Annotated in this window: 13 protein-coding genes; 3 read left to right on the forward strand and 10 right to left on the reverse strand. The window is 43.2% G+C overall.

Annotated features, from left to right (window positions below; translation table 11 throughout):
• Window positions 1-117 precede the first annotated feature (117 nt).
• The 6 genes from KXD93_RS27390 to KXD93_RS27415 all read right to left on the reverse strand — a co-directional run bounded on the left by KXD93_RS27390 (window position 118) and on the right by KXD93_RS27415 (window position 5,739).
• On the reverse strand, window positions 118-2,223 hold the full coding sequence (locus KXD93_RS27390; protein WP_258140733.1) for a putative porin: 2,106 nt from the start codon (window positions 2,221-2,223) through the stop codon (window positions 118-120).
• Window positions 2,223-3,035, reverse strand: a complete 813-nt coding sequence (locus tag KXD93_RS27395) for a purine-nucleoside phosphorylase (RefSeq protein ID WP_258140734.1) — start codon at window positions 3,033-3,035, stop codon at window positions 2,223-2,225. Before KXD93_RS27395 ends, KXD93_RS27390 begins: the two co-directional genes overlap by 1 nt.
• The gene (locus tag KXD93_RS27400; protein WP_258140735.1) at window positions 2,998-4,155 is read right to left on the reverse strand and encodes a tetraacyldisaccharide 4'-kinase; all 1,158 of its coding nucleotides are present in this window, start codon (window positions 4,153-4,155) and stop codon (window positions 2,998-3,000) included. The genes KXD93_RS27395 and KXD93_RS27400 overlap by 38 nt, the downstream gene beginning before the upstream one ends.
• A 114-nt stretch (window positions 4,156-4,269) precedes the next feature.
• The gene (locus tag KXD93_RS27405) at window positions 4,270-4,638 is read right to left on the reverse strand and encodes a type II toxin-antitoxin system VapC family toxin (protein WP_258140736.1); all 369 of its coding nucleotides are present in this window, start codon (window positions 4,636-4,638) and stop codon (window positions 4,270-4,272) included.
• Window positions 4,632-4,895, reverse strand: coding sequence for a hypothetical protein (locus tag KXD93_RS27410; RefSeq protein ID WP_258140737.1), 264 nt, complete (start codon window positions 4,893-4,895; stop codon window positions 4,632-4,634). Before KXD93_RS27410 ends, KXD93_RS27405 begins: the two co-directional genes overlap by 7 nt.
• A gap of 73 nt (window positions 4,896-4,968) precedes the next feature.
• Entirely contained in the window at window positions 4,969-5,739 is a 771-nt protein-coding gene (locus tag KXD93_RS27415; RefSeq protein ID WP_258140738.1) for a Type 1 glutamine amidotransferase-like domain-containing protein, read from the reverse strand.
• A 260-nt stretch (window positions 5,740-5,999) separates the two neighbouring features.
• On the opposite strand from KXD93_RS27415, the gene KXD93_RS27420 reads away from it, so the two are divergent.
• From KXD93_RS27420 to KXD93_RS27430, 3 genes are all read left to right on the forward strand, one after another.
• Window positions 6,000-6,752 carry a hypothetical protein gene (locus tag KXD93_RS27420; RefSeq protein ID WP_258140739.1) on the forward strand — a complete coding sequence of 251 codons (753 nt, stop codon included), beginning with the start codon at window positions 6,000-6,002 and terminating at the stop codon, window positions 6,750-6,752.
• A 131-nt stretch (window positions 6,753-6,883) separates the two neighbouring features.
• Window positions 6,884-7,585 (forward strand): PspA/IM30 family protein, encoded by a 702-nt coding sequence (locus tag KXD93_RS27425; protein ID WP_258140740.1) that lies wholly within the window; start codon window positions 6,884-6,886, stop codon window positions 7,583-7,585.
• Between the two features lie 132 nt (window positions 7,586-7,717).
• On the forward strand, window positions 7,718-8,464 hold the full coding sequence (locus KXD93_RS27430) for a hypothetical protein (protein WP_258140741.1): 747 nt from the start codon (window positions 7,718-7,720) through the stop codon (window positions 8,462-8,464).
• Between the two features lie 161 nt (window positions 8,465-8,625).
• Here KXD93_RS27430 and KXD93_RS27435 read toward each other — a convergent pair whose 3' ends face one another.
• From KXD93_RS27435 to KXD93_RS27450, 4 genes are all read right to left on the reverse strand, one after another.
• On the reverse strand, window positions 8,626-10,998 hold the full coding sequence (locus tag KXD93_RS27435; RefSeq protein ID WP_258140742.1) for an ABC transporter permease: 2,373 nt from the start codon (window positions 10,996-10,998) through the stop codon (window positions 8,626-8,628).
• Between the two features lie 138 nt (window positions 10,999-11,136).
• Entirely contained in the window at window positions 11,137-13,569 is a 2,433-nt protein-coding gene (locus tag KXD93_RS27440; RefSeq protein ID WP_258140743.1) for an ABC transporter permease, read from the reverse strand.
• 86 nt (window positions 13,570-13,655) lie between these two features.
• Window positions 13,656-16,085: an ABC transporter permease gene (locus tag KXD93_RS27445; RefSeq protein ID WP_258140744.1), complete on the reverse strand. Its 2,430-nt coding sequence runs from the start codon at window positions 16,083-16,085 to the stop codon at window positions 13,656-13,658.
• A 478-nt stretch (window positions 16,086-16,563) separates the two neighbouring features.
• Window positions 16,564-18,999 (reverse strand): ABC transporter permease, encoded by a 2,436-nt coding sequence (locus KXD93_RS27450; RefSeq protein ID WP_258140746.1) that lies wholly within the window; start codon window positions 18,997-18,999, stop codon window positions 16,564-16,566.
• Window positions 19,000-19,243: the final 244 nt, after the last annotated feature.

Below are 19,243 nucleotides of genomic sequence, written 5' to 3' on the forward strand. Positions count from 1 at the left end.
CTGACGCAATGCCTTACCACGAGCTGAAAGCTCGCGGGAGCAATGCTACTTTTTCTTTCGGACTTCCGGACTTTACTGACTTTCGGACTTTACAGACTTTCGGACTAAAACTAATCTCTAGTTATAGAACGTCCATGACACCCCTATTTTCAAGGCCGCATCCTGTTGCGGATACCGGTTTACTGTGTAATAGCCTTTGCTGAACAGCCCCTGGTTGGCATAATCGTACATTATAAAAAGGTTGGTGCGCTGCAGTGTGGCTTTAAGAAACACGGTAGCCACCGGGTACGACGAAAACATTACGTTTGGTCCGTTATAGAACTGCCCCAAACCGGGTGCGTATGATGGCGCACTATACGTACTGTTGTAACGCACATCAACCCCGATGTTTGAATACAGCACGTTAAATAACAATGTTTTATAATACAGGCTGGCGTAGTTATAAACCTGCGGCGTGCGTAGTGTGCTTTGGTAATCGGTTTTCTGATAAACAATATAATCGTCAAAATGCCACCTTCGCCAGGCTATACTTTTGCCAAAGCTGACCTTTATAAGGTTAATGGGCGATGAGAGCTGCGCCGGATGAGCATCTATACCATTATCCTGTGCAGTAAAATACAAATAGTCGTTTATTAAAAAGTATTCCACCTTTAGGTCCAGCTTTAACGGGCTGTTGATGTAATTAAAGGATACGCTGTTTGTTTTTTGATTGCTGAACTTGTTATGAAAAATAAAATGGTTCGACACCCAGCTTGTATAAGCCAGCGGCGCCGTGCTGCTTTGCGAATAGCCCTCCAAAATTATCTTCCCCGCTTTGTTATTACCAGCGAGTGTGAGCTTGGCATCATATAGAAAGTCTCCAAAGTCGCGCCCCTGTACAATTTGCTGCACATTTCCTTCCAGGGCAGCCCTATCGCTTAACTTATAGCTTAGCCGACCCTTTACCGTCAAATCCTGGAACGAGGTTGCCTGCTGTTTTATGGCTCGCACAACCTTGCTTCCATATTGGTCTAAAGTGGTATCGCTCACAAACTGGCTATAACTGAAAATATCCTGCGTAAGCCCGACATCAAGCTTTAATTCATTTTTTATTGCCTTCTCCTTCTTACTTCGCAGGTAAAAACTATAGGAGAAATCATTCTGCAGGTGCTTGACCGAAAGTGAATCGCGCGACCGGTTTGAGCTGAAGTAATAATCGGGAAATACATTGTAATTGTCATCCCCGTTTTGCAGGTACTCGTATTTCAATGCATCGTATTTTATGGTGTAAGCTAAACGCTGCGTGGGCAATATGTTTGCCTTACCCTTTCCGGCAACCGTACTATCTATATGCCCGATATAATAAGTTTGCTTCAAATAAAACGATGCGCCCTTCCAATTTTCGTATGATGCAGGCAGCCTTACCGGCAGTGTGGATTTATCAATAGAGCCGGTAACAAAAATGGAGTCGTTCAAGATCGATCCCGTCACTGGCGCTTTTATGTTGTTATATATTAAATTGGTGAGCAGGTTATACCGCTTACCCTTTGATTCGTACCAGGCAAAGCCTGCTGCATTAACATCACTTACATTTTGCGACAGAACGCTGTTGTTGCTATAATATCCCCGCGATCCGGTAAAATTCAGGTTAAAGCCAACATTTAGTTGCGGGTTAACATTTTGTGCGTGCGTTATCTTAAAGATCTGCTCCTTAACGCCTGTGTACCCTACCAGGTAGAGCTGCGTAAACGGCACCCGGGCCCGGTAATAATTTATATTTTCGGGCCGCAGCATATAGGGATCCAGTTCGTGCAGGCCAGTTTCAAAGCCAATGGTGTGTGATGGCTCAAAGAGCAGGCTGCGGGCAGGTAAGCCGGTATTACCCAAGCTTATTTTAGGGCTGCGCGGTTGCAATAAAGGGCTATAGTTTTCATAGTTATAAAGCCCGGTATCCAGCGGAAACAATACGGTGCTATCCCGTAAAAAGCGTTCACTGGTAACCCTAATTAGTTTTGAGTTAAAAACAACGCTATCTTTTCTTCTTTCCTGGTTTTTGCGCAATGTATCCATTTGCTGGTCATCGGTGAGCTTTTTACCGCCGTTCCTGGTACTGGTATCCCGCAGATTAACACGTCGCTGCGGATCACCAGGGTTTGTGTTCGGATTTACCGGAATTTGCGCAAAAGCTGCCTGTGTAAAAACACATGCCAAAAGCAAAAGGAGGTATTTTATTTTCTGAGGCATTAACCAGCTATCAATTCTTTAAGTATCAACGTCATTTTTGGTTCCGCATCGTGAGCCACGGCCAGTATTTCTTCCAGCGACACCGGCTTTAGTTCGTCCGGAAACCCTTCGTCGGTTACTACCGATATGGCAAAAACGGTTAAACCCGCATGGCGCGCCACAATTACTTCAGGCACGGTGCTCATCCCAACAATGTCCCCACCTATTATCCGCAAGTACCGGTATTCGGCTTTTGTTTCCAGGTTAGGGCCCGTAACTCCAACGTAAACTCCCTTGTGGCAGGTAATATTGTTTGCCTTTGCAATATTTAACGCTTTAGCTGTAAGTTCCCGGTTATACGGCTCGCTCATATCCGGAAAACGCGGCCCAAGGTCCTCATCGTTACGCCCAGTAAGCGGATTTTGCGGCTGCAGGTTAATGTGGTCGTTAATTACTACCAGGTCGCCTTTTTTTATATCCGGGTTTAATGAGCCGCTGGCGTTTGAAACAAACAGCGTTTTTATACCCAACATCTTAAGCACCCGCACCGGAAAGGTGATCTGCTGCATGTTATAGCCCTCATAATAGTGCAAACGCCCTTGCATGGCAACAACGTTAACCCCATTTAGCTTACCGAAGATCAACTTACCCGAATGAAACTCCAAAGTTGAAATAGGAAAATCAGGGATATTTGAATACATCAGTTGTTTTTCAACCTCAATTTCATTCACGAGGGCACCAAGACCTGTGCCTAATATGATGCCTACTTCGGGCTGAAAGTCGCCGATGCGGCCTTTAATGTATGATGTGGTTCTCTGAATGCTCTCTAACATAATCTAAAATAATTTTATCAAACTGCGGGCCGTTGCCGTTCAAAAATTCAACCCTTATCGGCATCATAAAAACAGGTAACGTATCGCCGTTTGACAGCCCGGCATTCAGCCAGGATTCATCTAAACGCTGCGCATCCTTTTCTGTTGTAACAATTATTTTTTTTTGTGACGGATGGGCTGCGAATTCAGCGGCAAGTTTACTGATATTTTTTAAGGTAAACAGGTGATGGTCGGGATAATTGTGATGAATGATGTGCGATGTACTCCCCTGCAAATGCTGCAACAGCGGCTTCGGATTAGCAATCCCGGTTAACAGGAACACCGTGGTATCCCCATCTATCGGCACAGCCACCGGGTTACCCTGCAAATCACTTAATTGCTGGTAGGCTATCGAAGTAAAAAATAACGACTGATAAGGCAGCGGTTCAATTTTGTAAGCGAGGGCATTAAGTTCATCATTGGTAAGCGTTGGCGGGCATTTGGATATGATGATCACCTGCGCACGCCACCTGCCGCTCATAGGCTCGCGCATATTTCCGGCCGGCAATAAAAAATGGGGCTGATTGATGCGGGTATAATCGAACAATAAAATACTGAAGCCTGGTTGAACAGCGCGGTGCTGGTAGGCATCGTCCATTAATATTAAATCATGATTGGGCAATAACTTGTTTAATCCGTAAACCCTGTCTTCACAAACAGCAACGGTAATATCCGGGAATTTTTGTTTGAACTGTGCGGGCTCGTCACCTATTTTTGAGGAAAGTCTTAAGACCTGAGTATTGAGTCCCGAGTCTATAGTAACGGGACTTTCTTGATTCTTGACTCCTGACTCTTGACTCAAGACTTCCGACTCAAGACTCAAGACTAAATATCCCTTCGTCTTCCTCCCATATCCCCTGCTTAACGTTGCCAGCTTATAGTCTGATTTTAGTAAACGGATAAGATACTCCGTCATCGGGCTTTTGCCTGCACCGCCTACTTCAAGGTTGCCAACAGATATAATTGGTTTGGTGAACCGGTAGCTTTTAAACAGCCCGGCATCATAAAACCAGTTACGCATAATAACCACCAGGCCATAAATTAACGAAAAAGGTAGTAAAAGCCAGCGCAGGTATTTCATAGTCTGCTACAAAGATAACCGGGATTTTTCACTTTTTGTCTGTTTTTAACGGCGTTCAAGAGGAGTTTGTCGTTAATGGATTTTAACGATTAGAGGGGATGAGAAAAAACTTAGTTATATTAGTTTTAACCCGGGAATAAATCTAAAATCTTTTTTGTTAAGTGTATAAAGCGGCAAATGGTGGTAAAGTGCAGTTGCGGCAATAAGTGTATCGGCAATTGCTGGTCGATGGCTTAATGTATACGTTTTAAAAAGGTCGATAAAAATATCTGAAATATCTGAGTTGATCGAAATTATAGTGTACTTATCAAGGTGATTATTTATTCTTTGAAAGTCAGCTTTGTCTCTCGCTCCAGCCATGAATTCAGCGGCCGTGACACTGCTTATATAAAAGGTATCAGATTTAATTTGTTGGATTTCATTCTGGACTACGGAATTTCCCCTGTAAATCTCGATCAGAATATTGGTATCGAATATTACCATTTAGAAGGCCACGCTTTTGATCTTATTTCTTCAATTGAAGGAAAATCCGAATTAGCACCAAAGTCTTCAAATAACTCCTTTACAGATATCTTCTTACCTGCCGGAGGAGACGGATATGATGAATCGTCAGCGCTTGCCAGTTCTACGACAATAACCTCGACCTTTTTTCCAAAAAAACGCTCAGGCATTTCAATGCTGTGATTCTTTTTATCAGGAATAAAAGTTTGCTTGTACACCATAGCATCCATTTTTGACATACACAAATATACAAATTTCGAAATGCTTTTAAAACTTACTGAGTTTCTCCAATAAAACCTTTCGCCTTTAACCTCATTTCAAGACCTCTCCCACCGGCAGCAACTTCTCGTCCACCTTCCCATCTATAACAGAAACAAAATAAGTATTGCTCTTTTCGTCGCAGGCAACGGATTTGATATACTTTTCGTTTTCAAAAACTATCCCTGCGAGGTCGTCAATGGCGTAGCCGGGGTTTAGCTTACCTTTTAAGATGTTTTCGAAGTAAAGCGGTTTGCGCAAGGGTTCGCTGTGATAGTGCGGGCAATGGCTGGTTTGGATAAATCCCAGTCCCTGTACAACAGAAAGATCCTTAGGCCTTGAATCGGTGGTACCGCCCTGGAACCAGCATAGCGAGCCCGCGCTTCCGCCGGCCAGTACAATGCCCTTATTATAGGCTTTTCTTAAAACTGTGTCTATCCCCTGCGCCTTCCAGATCGCCATCATGTTGAGGGTATTGCCGCCGCCAACTACAATGGCATCCATGCTCAACAGGTTATCGTCAAATGTCTTTTTCTCGGTGTAAGATGCAACGTACGAGCGCTGCACATAAGGCCGCATTGGCAGGTCCTCGCAAGCCTGGTACCAGGCGAGGATATAATTGGCATTATCCCCGGTGGCTGTGGACAGGAAACAGATCTTAGGATTTTGCTTTTTTGTGAGGCTGATTACATACTGCATAAACAGCTTGTTGTAGTTTCCGCCATAAGCAAAAATGGTGCGGGTTGCAATTGCTTTTGTGGGCTGCTGCGCCATCGCCGATAAACAGCAAGCAAATAACAGTGTAATAAAGTAGATCTTTTTCAAATTAAAAACGATTAATGGTTTATATGCCTAAAACACCCGTTTTACAATAATAAGAAATAATTTCCACCCAAATATTTACCTATCCACCAAAACTAATCTCTAACCTCTGGTCTCTAATCACTAAATTATTTCTTAAATAATTTGTAACATTGATCCACATCTATATATCTAAATCACGTAAATAAAAAACAAACAACCAGCCGGGCCACGGTAAATAAAAAGCTGCGATAGCCGGCAAAAAAATAAATCACCAAAACATCATGAAAAGAATCTTTATAGCGCTAACCTCGTTAGTATTACTTGCTTCTGCATGCAACCAAAACCGGCCGCAGCAAAACAATGTAACTATTGAAAATAACACTACTGCAGGCTTTGATGTAAACAAGCTTGCCCAGTTTGTTAAAACCAGCACAGATCCGCAAACACTTGAAAAAGCAATTAACGATCCCGCTAATCATATCAACAACCTTGATTTGGATAAGGACGGGAACATCGATTACCTGAAGGTTGTGGAAGGCGATAACAACAAACTGCAGGTAAAAGACGACATCAGCGATTCCGAATCGGTTACCGTTGCCAGCATTAATGTAAGCCCCGATAATAGCAACAATACCGCTGATCTGAGCATCCAGGGCAACCCTAATTATGTGGGCTATAACAATTATTACCACTCATCATTTTCGTTTACCGACGTTTTATTGATGAGCTATCTATTGCGCCCACATAGTTATTATGTGCCAATGTACCATTATGGTTATTATCCGCCGTCATATACACGCACCCGTACGTACAGCACGTTCAGGCCAACTTCATCTTCTTCAATGTCATCAAGAATGAGCAATAGGAGAAGCCTTAGCAGTCCAACAAGTTCTCAACGGTCGTTTGGCACCCGCAGTTCGGGCAGTACTGTACGTAGCGGTGGCTTTGGCAGGAGCAGCAGCTCTGGCAGAAGCAGCAGTTCCGGCAGAAGCAGCTTCGGAAGAAGTCGTGGCGGATTTGGAAGAAGACATTAAAAAAATACGAATTGTCGTGAATTATTTCGACTTTCACGAATTAATAAAGACGGTTTCTATAACGAAACATCATAATTACAAATGCGTTATCTATTTAAACAAACAACATATAAAATCTAAAATTTAAGAAAATGAGCATATTCGACAGGTTATTCCGCATAGGCGCAGCAGAAGCAAACGCCGCAGTTGACAAGTTAGAAGATCCGTCAAAAATGGCTGATCAGATCCTGCGTGAGTTAAGAGCAAATTATCAGCAGGCTATCCAGGGCGAAGCCGAAATAAAGGCTTTAGCCTTACAACACCGCGCAAGCGAATTACAGTACCGCAACACAGCAGATGACTGGGAGAAAAAAACAAATGAGCTTTTAGACAGGATAGAAACCAAGCAACTTGATGAAGCCAAAGGTACCGAGCTTGCTAACAAAGCCGCAGAAGCACATGTAGCAGCTACAAACGAAGCCGACCAGTTTGCGAAAATGGCCGAAAAGGAAGAAAGCGCCGTTGCAGTAATGGATCTTAAAATAAAACAAATTAAGGACCAGATTGCCGAAACCGAAAGCCGCGCACAGTTGATCAGCTCACGCGCTAAAACTGCCGAGGTTTCTGAAAAGATCAACAAGACCCTTTCAAACGTTGATACCGATGGTCTGATGGCCACCCTTAACCGCATGGACCAAAAGGCTTCGGCACAGGAATTCCGTGCTGCAGCTTATGCCCAGCTGGAGGATTCAACAATGTCAACCGAGCAAGAGATCAACAAGGCTCTGGGCGTTGGCTCAGCATCAAATGCACTGGAAGCTATTAAAGCTAAAAGGACCAAGTTGTTGAATTAATCTTCTCAAATATATCACACTTTGTCATTGCGAGCGTAGCGTGGCAACCTCGTCGTATGCTTATCCATCATACGTGGCGATGGGATTGCTTCGTCGTACCTCCTCGCAATGACAAATTTTCAAACCTGCATCATGTTTTTAACAACTGATAATAAAAAAACTTTCAAAGCCATCATCCTTTTAAACGAGATGATAAACGGCACGCATAAATTTCAAACTGTTGCCAATGGCGACGACAGCGTGCTGGAGCCTTTGTTTATAGAACTAATGTCCAAGGGCTACGTAACTACCTCGGGTATGAATTACGTGGTTACCGCAAAGGGACAGGAAGTATTCGACACCTTTATGAAACGGTATACCGAATATCTTAAGGTGTATGATATTTTCTCATACGTCGATCTGGAAAGCGGCGAATTTGCTTTTGCCCGTTATTTTGATTTTGATACCGATGATGCCTGGATCGACTTTACAAATGATGAGCGTTTTGATGACCTGCGGATAGCGGTTGCTATCTTTAAGAAGATCGATCCGGCCGAAATTGTATTCATGTCGTACATCAACGAGAATCGTTTTGACACCACTTCGGCAGGCTGGCAGATGGATCTGATTTCGGACAATGAATGGAACGCTATAGAAGAGATTTGCAGCACCGCCATTAAGCCCGATGAAGTTGGTGAAGATGCTATGGTTGACATGATCGGCCAGGGCTCCGAACTGATGATAAAACTTCTGGAAGAAGAGCAAAAGGAAAATCAAAATAACAATAACAACAATGGTGGCGGTACTATTGTGGAAGAAGAAACGGTAACCTACTACGAACCATATTACGATCCTTACTATGTGTCGCCAGTGTGGTTATTGCCGTTGTTTCTTTGGTAGGCCTTCTTTGTCATCCTGAACGAAGTGAAGGATCTTCAATGAGCGAGTGGTTTGCGCGGGACAAGTATACGATATACCTGTTCCGCGTTTATGTCCTACGGAGAAGATCCTTCGCTATCGCTCAGGATGACAAAATAAAATAACGACCTGCTTAAAACTACCTACTCATTCTTCAAACTCCGCACCGGGTTAGCCAGTGCTGCTTTTATTGATTGCACGCTTATGGTAAGCAGCGTAACAATTATTGCAGCCACCGCCGAGATGATAAATACTCCAGGGCCAATAGTTATCCGGTAATCATACTTCATCAGCCATTTTTGCAAAAAATAAAGGGCAACTGGCGATGCTATTACGCAACTGATGATCACCAGCACTACAAAATCCTTTGACAACAACATCCACACCTGGGTTACAGTTGCACCTAAAACTTTACGCACGCCAATCTCTTTGGTGCGCTGCTCAGCAACAAAGGCAGCCAGGCCGAACAAGCCGAGGCAGGATATAAAGATAGCGAGGCCTGCAAATACGCCGGCAAGTTTACCAACCAGCACTTCTTCACTAAACTTGCGGTTATATTCATCATCAACAAAACTGTATTGATATGGGAATGAAGGACTATATTTATTAAAGATCTGTGTTAATTTTTCAACTGCCTGATGTGTATTAATGTTAGGCTGTAAGCTGTACATTAAATAGTCGCCATTGCCATAAGTAAACATGGTTGGGTCGGCAGCGGCAAACGGGGAGTTCATTAAAGCATCTTTTACCACGCCTATTACTCTGTATTGCTTACCGTTCTTTTTAATTATTTGATTCAGCGGATCTTTTAAACGCAACCGTTTTACCGCGGTTTCATTAAGAATAGCGTTCGCCGTATCTGACGGGCCGTTCGACATAAAATCCCGGCCCGCTTTCATTTTCATTCCCAATGTTTTAAAGTAATCACCGGACACGTTAATTGATCCCATTTCTACTGTTTCACCGGGATATTTACCTTGCCAGTAATCCAGGTTCATGTGGCCCTGAACTGCTGTTGCCGGGCTTGATGCCGTAGTAACCGATTTTACCACACCACTTTGCAAAAGGTCATTTTTTAGCGCCTGGTATTTAGTGTACAGGTCATCATTCATATCCGAGGTCATTAACCGGCTAATGTTATAACCTGTAGGCCTGTCTTTTGCAAACTGAATTTGCCTGTAAATAACTACAGTACTGATGATTAGTGCGATAGAACAACTAAACTGTGTTACCACCAATATTTTGCGGGAAATGGCGGCCGATCTGCCAACTTTTATAGTTCCCTTTAAAACCTTAACCGCGTTAAATGATGAAAGATAAAATGCAGGCCTGCTCCCGGCTAGCATTGCGGTAGTAAATACACAGCTAATCATTATCAGCCAAAAAACAAAACTGTTAAGCGGAATGCTTATAGTGGTGCCTGTAAGTGAGTTAAAAGCAGGCAGTGCTAATTGTACAAACAATATGGAAAACAAAAATGAGATAAAAGTAATAACTGCCGACTCGATTAAAAACTGTAGGATCAGGTCCTTCCGTTGTGAGCCAATAGCTTTCCGTACGCCAACCTCCCTTGCTCTTTTCTCAGAACGGGCGGTTGACAGGTTGATGAAATTAATACAGGCTATCAGCAACACCAATACACCAATTATGCTGAAGATGCGAACATATTGGATGAATCCGTCAAGAGCCTTCCCATTTTTATAATCACCGTAAAGATGCCAGTCTAACAAAGGCTGCATAATTACGCTTGAGTTCATTGCGTTTACATTGGTGGTTTCACTTTTTTCGATGTTTTTTATTTTAGCCGATACGTGGGCATAAGTAATGCCCGGTTTTAACTCCGTAAATATTTGGAAACCATTATCTCCAAAGCTGCCAACACGGGCCTGTTTTATGCCGTTATGAATTAACTCTGCATAGCTGAAAGGAATAATGTAGCTGAACTGCATGCTTGAGTTAGCCGGCAGGTCTTTTAAAATGGCGGTAACTTTTAAATTATCTTTATTATCAACCCTAACCATTTTATTTAATGGGTTTACATTACCAAATAATGCTCTAGCAATTGATTCGGAAAGAACAATAGAATAGGGTTCTTTTAAAGCGCCTTCAGCATTTCCCATTATCAACGGGAACCTGAACATTTTTAAAAAGTCACCTCCAACCTGGAATCCAACAGGATATAATTTTTTTTCGCCAACGATAAGGCTGTGGGGAGATGTCCAGTCGGCCTCGGCAACATGCTCAAATTCAGGAATATTATTGCGTAAGGCATCAGCCAGCTTTAGTGAGGTGCTAGTGAAAGTAAGCGTATCGCCATTGCTGTTAAAATTACGGCGCACCTGGTACAGCCTATCCGCATCGGGCAAAAACCTGTCAAATGAGTACTGGTAATTTACCCAAAGGGCAATCAGCAAAGCAACGGCCATGCCGGCACCTAAACCAATAATATTAAGCGCACTGTAAACCTTGTTATTAAGGATATTGCGCCATGCGATTTTTATATAGTTCCTTATCATGTTTATTAGTTGATGGTTCATAGTTCATAGCCAAAGGATTTGTCTGAATCAGAATTTCCAGAATTATAAGACTTTCAGAATATATCCGCGTCATTTTGCTCATTCTTAAATTCTGAAAATTCTGATTCAGACTGCCTACTATTCACTTTTAAGGGCCCTAATCGGGTTGGCTATTGCTGCTTTTATCGATTGAAAACTTACTGTTGCCAGTGCAATCACTATTGCTACTATCCCTGCTCCTGCAAAAATCCACCAGCTGATTGGTGCGCGATAGCTGAAATCCTGCAGCCATTTGTTCATAGCCCACCAAGCAATGGGTGAGGCGATTACTATCGACAGTGCCACCAGCTTCACAAAATCAAACGAAAGCAACCTGGTGATGCTTTGTACACTTGCGCCCAATACTTTTCTGATGCCTATTTCCTTGCTGCGCTGCTCAGCCATAAAGGCGGCCAGGGCAAACAAGCCAAGGCAGGCAATAATGATAGCGAGGATGGCGAAACTGGTGAAAATTTGGCCCATTTGCTGTACATCGGCATACATACTGGCAAAGCGTTCGTCCATAAACGTGTAGCGTAAAGGCTGTGCCGGCGAGATACCCTTCCAAAGTGAGCTTATTTCCGCAATGGTGCTGCGCATGTTACCGCCGTTTATTTTTACCGAAACAATTGAATTGCTAATGCCATACGAAAGACAAAGTGCCTTGATCGGATCACGCAGCGATTCAAAATTAAAATCCTTAATCACGCCAATTATTCTTATTTGGTCAGTTCCATGCGTAATTGACTTACCAACCGGATCCTTGAGGTTGAGCTGTTTTGCCATTGTCTGGTTGATGATAACACCCTGGTTTTGCACATTGGCCGAGAAATTTGAGCCGGCCAGCAGCTTTATGCCAAATGTTTTAAAGTAACTATCATCAACGGTCCAGAACTGCGTATCAATGCCCGATTCGATTTTTGATTTCCCATAGTTGAACATGGTGTTACCATTCCTTTTTGTGCCGGCAACCGGAAGGTAATCACTAACAGAAACGCTTTTTATCGATGATAATTTAAGTAATTCTTCTTTCAGCGTTTTCACGCCATTATCGCCTAGCGTATTTGTACCCTGCAGCATCAGCACCTGGTCCTTATTATAACCCGTATCCTTATTGAGGATATACTGCATCTGGTTATAAATAACAAAGGTACTGATGATCAATATGATGGATGTGGTGAACTGGAAAACCACCAGGCCATTACGCAACACCGAGTTTTTGCTCCCTGTGCTGATAGAACCCTTCAGCACGCTGGCTGGTTTAAATGACGAAAGATAAAAAGCAGGGTAGATTCCTGCCAGTACACCTACTATCAATGCGCTTGCCAGGATGATCAGGATAAATGAAGGCGACAGCCACGGCATGCTCAGCGTTTTTGAGGCCAGTATATTAAAATACGGCAATATTGCCCAGGCAAGTACTAAGCCGGCCGCAAATGAGAGAACACTGTACAACATTGATTCGGCCAGGAATTGATTGATAAGGCCACCCCGGGTTGAACCAACCACTTTGCGCAGACCTACCTCCTTTGCACGATTTGCCGATTTTGCGGTAGACAGATTGATAAAGTTAATGCAGGCTATAGTTAATATAAACCCCGCAATTGCACCGAACAACCAAATAAAGCGAATATCGCCACGGTTGTTGGTTTCATCATACATATTGTATGATTTTAAATGAACATCACCAATTGGCTGCAATTGAAATGACAGCTTGTTTACTTCTGTCCGGGCATCCTTATAGCCGCTTTTTAGCAGGTTGGGTAAAATGTAATTCTTATCAATATCCGCAGTTATTTTCTTTTCAAGCTGCGCAACGTTCGCCCCCGGTTTTAACATAACATAAGTGGGGTAATTGCTGGCGTCCCAGGTCTGCTGCTCCCCGGGCCATTGGGCCTTATCCGTAAGGGTAAGCATAAAATCATACTGCAGGTGTGATGTGGTTGGGAAATTCTCCATCACACCGCCAATTCTATAAGGCTTTGTTTGATCTCCATTTAAAAACATCACTTTGCCAACAGGGTTCTGATTCGGAAAGTATTTATCCGCCTTCCGTTTTGAAATAACCATGGTGTTTGGCTCGGCAAGCGCTTTCGCCCTGTCGCCGTACACCATCGGCAGCTTTAGCATGTCCAGCAATTGCTGATCGGCATAAGTAAAGCCTTCTTCGTGGGTATTCTCTACCTGGTCGGCACGCCTGAGTTCATTGCTGCCGGCACCCCAAAAAAGAGAATTGGGCATTAAACGTGCAGATTTTTCAATTTCAGGAAAATCCGCCTTTAATGCTGCGGCCATTGGTGCAGGGTAATCAGTTCCCCGTTCCATTTTTCCATCGTGCGTATAAACTTCAATAACCCGATAAATACGGTCAGCATCGGGGTATGTTTTATCATAGCTCAGCTCATCCTTAATATAAAGGCCGATCAATAAACAGGCGGCAATGCTCAACGCAAAGCCACCAATCTTGATGGCTCCATACATTTTTTGCTTATTCAATTGCCGCAAAGCAATTTTTAGATAGTTCTTTATCATTTTAGTTTATTGGTTCAATTGTTCATTAGTTCATTGGTAACACGTGGAAATAAGTTTTATCCCATATTAACTAATCTCTAATTAACTCACTCCGTTTTAAGGCTCTTCACCGGGTTCATTAAAGCTGCCTTTATTGCCTGGAAGCTGACGGTAAACAGGGCTATAAACATGGCTAATATTCCGGCAAGGGCAAACATCCACCAGCTTAACGGGATGCGGTAGGCAAAGGCCTGCAGCCATTTACTCATTCCGTACCAGGCTATTGGTGTTGCAATTACAAATGATACACCTACAAGTATTAAGAAATCTCTTGATAAAAGCTGAACTATTCCTGATACACTTGAGCCCAGCACCTTGCGGATGCCAATCTCTTTGCTCCTTTGCTCGGCGCTGAATGCCGCGAGTCCAAATAAACCAAGGCAGGAGATCAGGATAGCTACTAAGGTAAATGAATTAATGATCTGCGACAGTACAATTTCCTTTTCATACTGTTTTTGCACCTCGCTGTCCAGGAACGAATATTCAAAAGGTACTGCGGGCAAGTCCTTTTTCCAGATTGCACCAATTTGGCTTAATAATGCCTTGTAATCCTTGCTGTTTGTTGACACCACCATACAATTTAAGTCGGAGGGATCTTTGTCATATACCAGCATAAAGGGGCGCACATCTGCATGCAATGAGTTATAGTTAAAATCCTTCATCACACCTGCAACCGTAACATATGATGCCGGGTTGTTGCCATATTGTGAATACAGCTTCGCACCTATAGCAGTTTGCTCATTTAGGTTCAATCTTTTTGCGAGCGTTTGGTTTATAAGCACCTTACCTGAATCTTCCCGCATAAAGTCCCTGCCGGTTAGTAGTTTAATGCCGTTTGTTTTTACAAAATATTGGTCGCAGGCTATGTTTTGCGCATCAATAGCTGTAGCCATATTACCGCCTTCCGGATAAACGCCATGGTCATGCATTACAAACTGGCTCAGATAATTATCAGCGCTGCTAACGGCTTTGATATCCGCAATCTGCCGCAGATCATTTGCTAGTACAGTCATTTTGTTTTGTGTGTCGTTGGTATAAAAATTAAACACCAGTTTTTGGTTCACATCAAACCCAAGGTCCTTCTTTTTAATGAAATTCAGCTGGCTATAGATAATAATGATGCCGGTGATCAACACGATTGATAACACAAACTGGAACACTACCAACGAACGGCGAATCCCGGCCGCAGAAACCTTGCTGGTAAAATTACCCTTGATAACCTTTATAGCCTCAAATGCCGATAAATAGAACGCAGGATAACTACCGGCAACTAATCCGGTAACCAACACCAGCGAACCCAGCATTAACCAGAGCCGGTAATCGGCAAAAAAAGCAAGTTTGATATCAGCCTGGGTTATATTATTAAGATAAGGCAACACCATCCATAATAACGGTAAGGCAATAATTACACCTATGAAAGATAATAGAAATGATTCGCCAAGGAACTGCTTGATCAGGTCATATTTTCCAGCGCCTATAACTTTACGTACGCCAACTTCCTTTGCCCTTTTTGAGGCCCTTGCTGTTGAAAGGTTCATGAAGTTGATACAGGCGATCACCTGGATCATCACCGCGATTAATACAAGGATGAAGAGGAATGAGGGATCAGCAGTTTGAGATGGTTCTATATCGAAGCCTCCTGTGGTATGAATAGCAGTTATCTGTTGCAAATGAAGCTCCTTGGTCATACCTAACGTCTTCATTTCCTGCCCGGCATGCAGATTTAAAAATGCAGGCAGTTTTTTCTCCAGTGTCTTTGCATCAGCCCCGGGGCGTAGTTTTATATAAGCATATAAAAAGTTGTTACCTGCCCATTCAACATTATTTGCGAACGAAAGCCCGGCAGCACCGCTTTTCATAGAGATAAACATATTGCCCTCCAGGTGCGATTTGCCCAGACTTTCGTCAATCACGCCGGTTATTTTAAAATCGTGCTTGCCGTATGAATCGTTGATATTTATCAGTTTACCAAGCGCACTTTGGTTCCCAAAAAGCTTTACTGCAGTAGGTTTCAGCAACACTATTGAGTAGGGTTCATCCAGCGCATGTGGTGCATGGCCCTCCACAAAGTGATAGCTGAACATGTCGAAAAAGGTTGAATCGACATAAAATGCACCTTTTTCATAAAACGATTGCTCTTTATAGCGCAGCAAATGCTCCTTTGCGCCCAGCATATCTGTTTTAATAACCCGCACATAGTTTTGGATTTCGGGAAAATTGCTCTTCATTGCAGGTGTAATGGGCGGCGAAGATGCGGCACCATGGTGTCTGTCACCGGTTAATGTCAGGTCCGTAGTAACGCGGTAAATATTGGCTGCGTCCCTGTGCTGTTTATCATAACTGTACTGACTTTGCACGTATAACAAAATGTACAGGCAGCATAGCGTACCGGCGGCCAGTCCGAAAATATTTATAAAGCTGAACGTTTTATTTTTCAGCAGAAAACGAAAGGCAGTTTTAAGATAGCTTTTTAACATAATGTTCAATCATTAGTTCACTTTTTCATCAGTATATTGGTAGCCAGGTGAGAGACCTGCTTCCTGATTTTAATTGACTAAGAAAATGCCAAAGGATTAATTAGCTAATTACCAATTGTTTATATTTATTTAATCGATTTTATTTGTCCGGTTTTGATACAGTTGATGTCCGGTTATGCTTGAACCCCGATCGGTCTGCTCCGTCCGCAAATAGCAATACAGATTTGTAAACAAATCCTGTAATACCTATACAACGAATTCAGTTAGTTCTAAGATGAACATACAGTTGATTATTAAAAAGATAAGGATTAAATAGCTTGTTGTTTGTTTGTGGTGTCCTGAATATGGAAAACACCTTCAGTCCTCCATATTCGGGCACTTTTTTCTTTCGCTTCTTTTTTATTTTTGACGACGATTATCCCGCCAATGGGTTTGGATTTTAGTCTTTGAACGCTTATCGTGCTAAATTAATTTACGATCATTCGCCTCTCAAACTTTTAACGGGGTTCATCATGGCTGCTTTAATCGATTGAAAGCTTATGGTCAATAGGGCTATAAAGATTGCCACGATGCCCGACAATGCAAACATCCACCAGCTTATCGCGATACGGTAAACAAAATTTTGCAGCCAGCGGTCCATCAAATACCAGGCGACGGGAGATGCGACTACCAATGCAGCCAGCACCAGGACGACGAAATCTTTGGAGAGCATTAGGGTAATATTGCTGACACTTGCGCCAAGCACTTTCCGTATCCCGATCTCTGCGGTTCTTCTTTTAGTGGTAAATATGGTCAGGCCAAATAATCCAATGCAGGAAATAAAGATAACAATGATTGTTGCTGCGTTAATCAGCTTTGCTGTCCGGTAATCCTTTTCATACAAAAGCGCTATCGATTCATCAAAAAAACGAAAGTCAAATACCTCCCCCGGATACATCGCCTTCCATGATCTTTCGATCATTGCCAGGGTTGTCTTCAATGCTGCCGCCTTTTCGCCGCTGACTGTCAGCTTAACGGCGAGGTCCTGCTGCACCTTTGGAATATTCACGATACAAACGGGTTTGATGGTTTCGTGGAAGGATTTTTCATGAAAGTCGGCAACTACGCCCACAATGGGGTAAGGCTTGTTTTGATAATGCAGCATTTTTCCGATAGCTTCCTGTGGTTCACGAAGCCCAAGCAAGTGCAAAAAGGTTTCATTAATAACATATTCCTTCAAGCTGTCCGCCGGTAAAAGGTTCCGTCCGGCAAGCAGCTTCATACCGTATAGCGACAAATAATGTTCATCTCCTGACAATTCAGGTATACGGGTCTCAGCTCCGTTTATCCCGTTCAATTTCAGCGCGATGTTGCCATCTCTGCCGTCCATAGGCGTGTACTGTTCGCTGGCTACCATATTTACGCCCGGGATCTGTTTCAATTGTTGTGCAAGTACATTCATTTGTTTTGCAGGAGCCTTACGGCTGGTTGGCAAGATAACAATGGCATCGGTATTGAAACCTATCGCTTTGCTGCGGGTATAGCTTAATTGCTGGTGAACAACCAGGCTGCCGATAATAAAAACAAGCGACAGGGTGAATTGAAAAACAATTAATCCTTTTCTCAGCCACCAATGTCGGCCACCGGGGGTTGCAGTACCCCGCAGGCTTAAAGCCGGGGCGTAGGCCGCTAATGTCCTTGCAGGGTACAGGCCCGCAAATAAGCAAGTTACCAGCGTTATCGCTGATATGAAAAGAAGGGTATTGGTTTCCATCAGCCTGAAACTGACTCCAGGGGGAATAAATGCCTTAAATACAGAAAGTACTGGGTTAACCGATAACAAGGCAATGATCAAGGCAAAAAAAGTTACCAGAAATGTTTCTATAAGGAACTGCAGCATGATACCTGTCTTGCTGCTTCCCATGATTTTCCTAACCGCCATTTCCCGCGTGCGCTGAATGGATTGGGCGGTGGCAAGGTTGACGAAGTTAACCAGGGCGAGCAGCAGTATGAATACAGCGGTGCCTATCATTCCATATACAATGGGGAGGTCAGCCGTGCGGATCGGATTTTCCACAACATCTGCATCAAAGTGCACTTTGGTAATTGGTTCCAGCCACAGGTTGAGTTTGACATCCGGGTTTTTCGGGGCATAGGCTTTAACGATAGCGGCAAACCCGGCATTTACCTTGTCCTGACTGGTACCCGGAGCCAATTTAACAAAAGCCTGGGTGGACATATGGTTCCAGTCGTCGGCAAAAGCCTTTTTCAGGAAACTGTTTTGCACGGTACTGTAAGAAATAAAATCGGTAAAGGCGAAGTCTGTATTTTTCTTCCAGTCTTCAACAATTCCTGAGATCTGTACGCGGAGCGAATCGTCATAAACAATCTCCCGGCCAAGCAAGCTCCCGGGATCAACGTAACCAAAATATTTTTGTGCCCGGCTCAGGGTAAGCACTACTTTATAAGGCTGATTTAAAGCAGTCTCTTGATTTCCGGCAAGCCAGTGGTAACTAAATATCTTGAAATATTGAGGCTCTGCTACTATTGTGCCCGGATAGTACGCTCCGTCGATTGAACTGTCAAACTTTTTGACCCGCTTATTGCCGTCAGGCACAGTTATTTTGGCATAATACATGCTTACTGCAGAAATCGCTTCCACGCCAGGAAGTTCACGACGGGTAGCAGCCACCGACGAAAAGGGCACTTTACTCATGACGTCCTGATCGCCAGCAGCAAAATGAGAGGTAGTCATCACCCGGAAGATGCGATCCTTATCCGGATGGAAGGTATCAAAGCTTAATTCATAACCGGAGATCAGGTAAATGACTACGCAAGCGCATATCCCTAAAGCCAATCCAAGAACATTAATTGAGGTATATATTTTATTGCGCCAGAGGATGCGCCAGGCTGTCTTGAAATAGTTGGTAAACATTTGAATTGGCTTTAAGTGAACGGCTTAAAATAGACTATCAAAATAACCAATAAATTCGATGCCAAATAATAACTTTTTAATTATAAGATACTTATAACAAATTAACATAGAAAGCTGTATCGAAAACGAACAGAATGTGTCCGGTTTTATTGCCTGGTGACTAGGGGTTGACCTGTCCTGAAATAGCTATTGATGCAACGTTTCCAAACGATACGATGTCGTATGGATATGACGAAAAAATTAC

The sequence above is a fragment of the Mucilaginibacter phenanthrenivorans genome (assembly GCF_024721155.1).
Classification (GTDB): domain Bacteria; phylum Bacteroidota; class Bacteroidia; order Sphingobacteriales; family Sphingobacteriaceae; genus Mucilaginibacter; species Mucilaginibacter phenanthrenivorans.

Coding starts and splice junctions, on each gene's coding strand:
- KXD93_RS27390 (WP_258140733.1), bottom strand. CDS start 2,223: ATGCCTCAGAAAATAAAATACCTCCTTTTGCTTTTGGCATGTGTTTTT.
- KXD93_RS27395 (WP_258140734.1), bottom strand. CDS start 3,035: ATGTTAGAGAGCATTCAGAGAACCACATCATACATTAAAGGCCGCATC.
- KXD93_RS27400 (WP_258140735.1), bottom strand. CDS start 4,155: ATGAAATACCTGCGCTGGCTTTTACTACCTTTTTCGTTAATTTATGGC.
- KXD93_RS27405 (WP_258140736.1), bottom strand. CDS start 4,638: ATGGTAATATTCGATACCAATATTCTGATCGAGATTTACAGGGGAAAT.
- KXD93_RS27410 (WP_258140737.1), bottom strand. CDS start 4,895: ATGTCAAAAATGGATGCTATGGTGTACAAGCAAACTTTTATTCCTGAT.
- KXD93_RS27420 (WP_258140739.1), top strand. CDS start 6,000: ATGAAAAGAATCTTTATAGCGCTAACCTCGTTAGTATTACTTGCTTCT.
- KXD93_RS27425 (WP_258140740.1), top strand. CDS start 6,884: ATGAGCATATTCGACAGGTTATTCCGCATAGGCGCAGCAGAAGCAAAC.
- KXD93_RS27430 (WP_258140741.1), top strand. CDS start 7,718: ATGTTTTTAACAACTGATAATAAAAAAACTTTCAAAGCCATCATCCTT.
- KXD93_RS27435 (WP_258140742.1), bottom strand. CDS start 10,998: ATGATAAGGAACTATATAAAAATCGCATGGCGCAATATCCTTAATAAC.
- KXD93_RS27440 (WP_258140743.1), bottom strand. CDS start 13,569: ATGATAAAGAACTATCTAAAAATTGCTTTGCGGCAATTGAATAAGCAA.
- KXD93_RS27445 (WP_258140744.1), bottom strand. CDS start 16,085: ATGTTAAAAAGCTATCTTAAAACTGCCTTTCGTTTTCTGCTGAAAAAT.
- KXD93_RS27450 (WP_258140746.1), bottom strand. CDS start 18,999: ATGTTTACCAACTATTTCAAGACAGCCTGGCGCATCCTCTGGCGCAAT.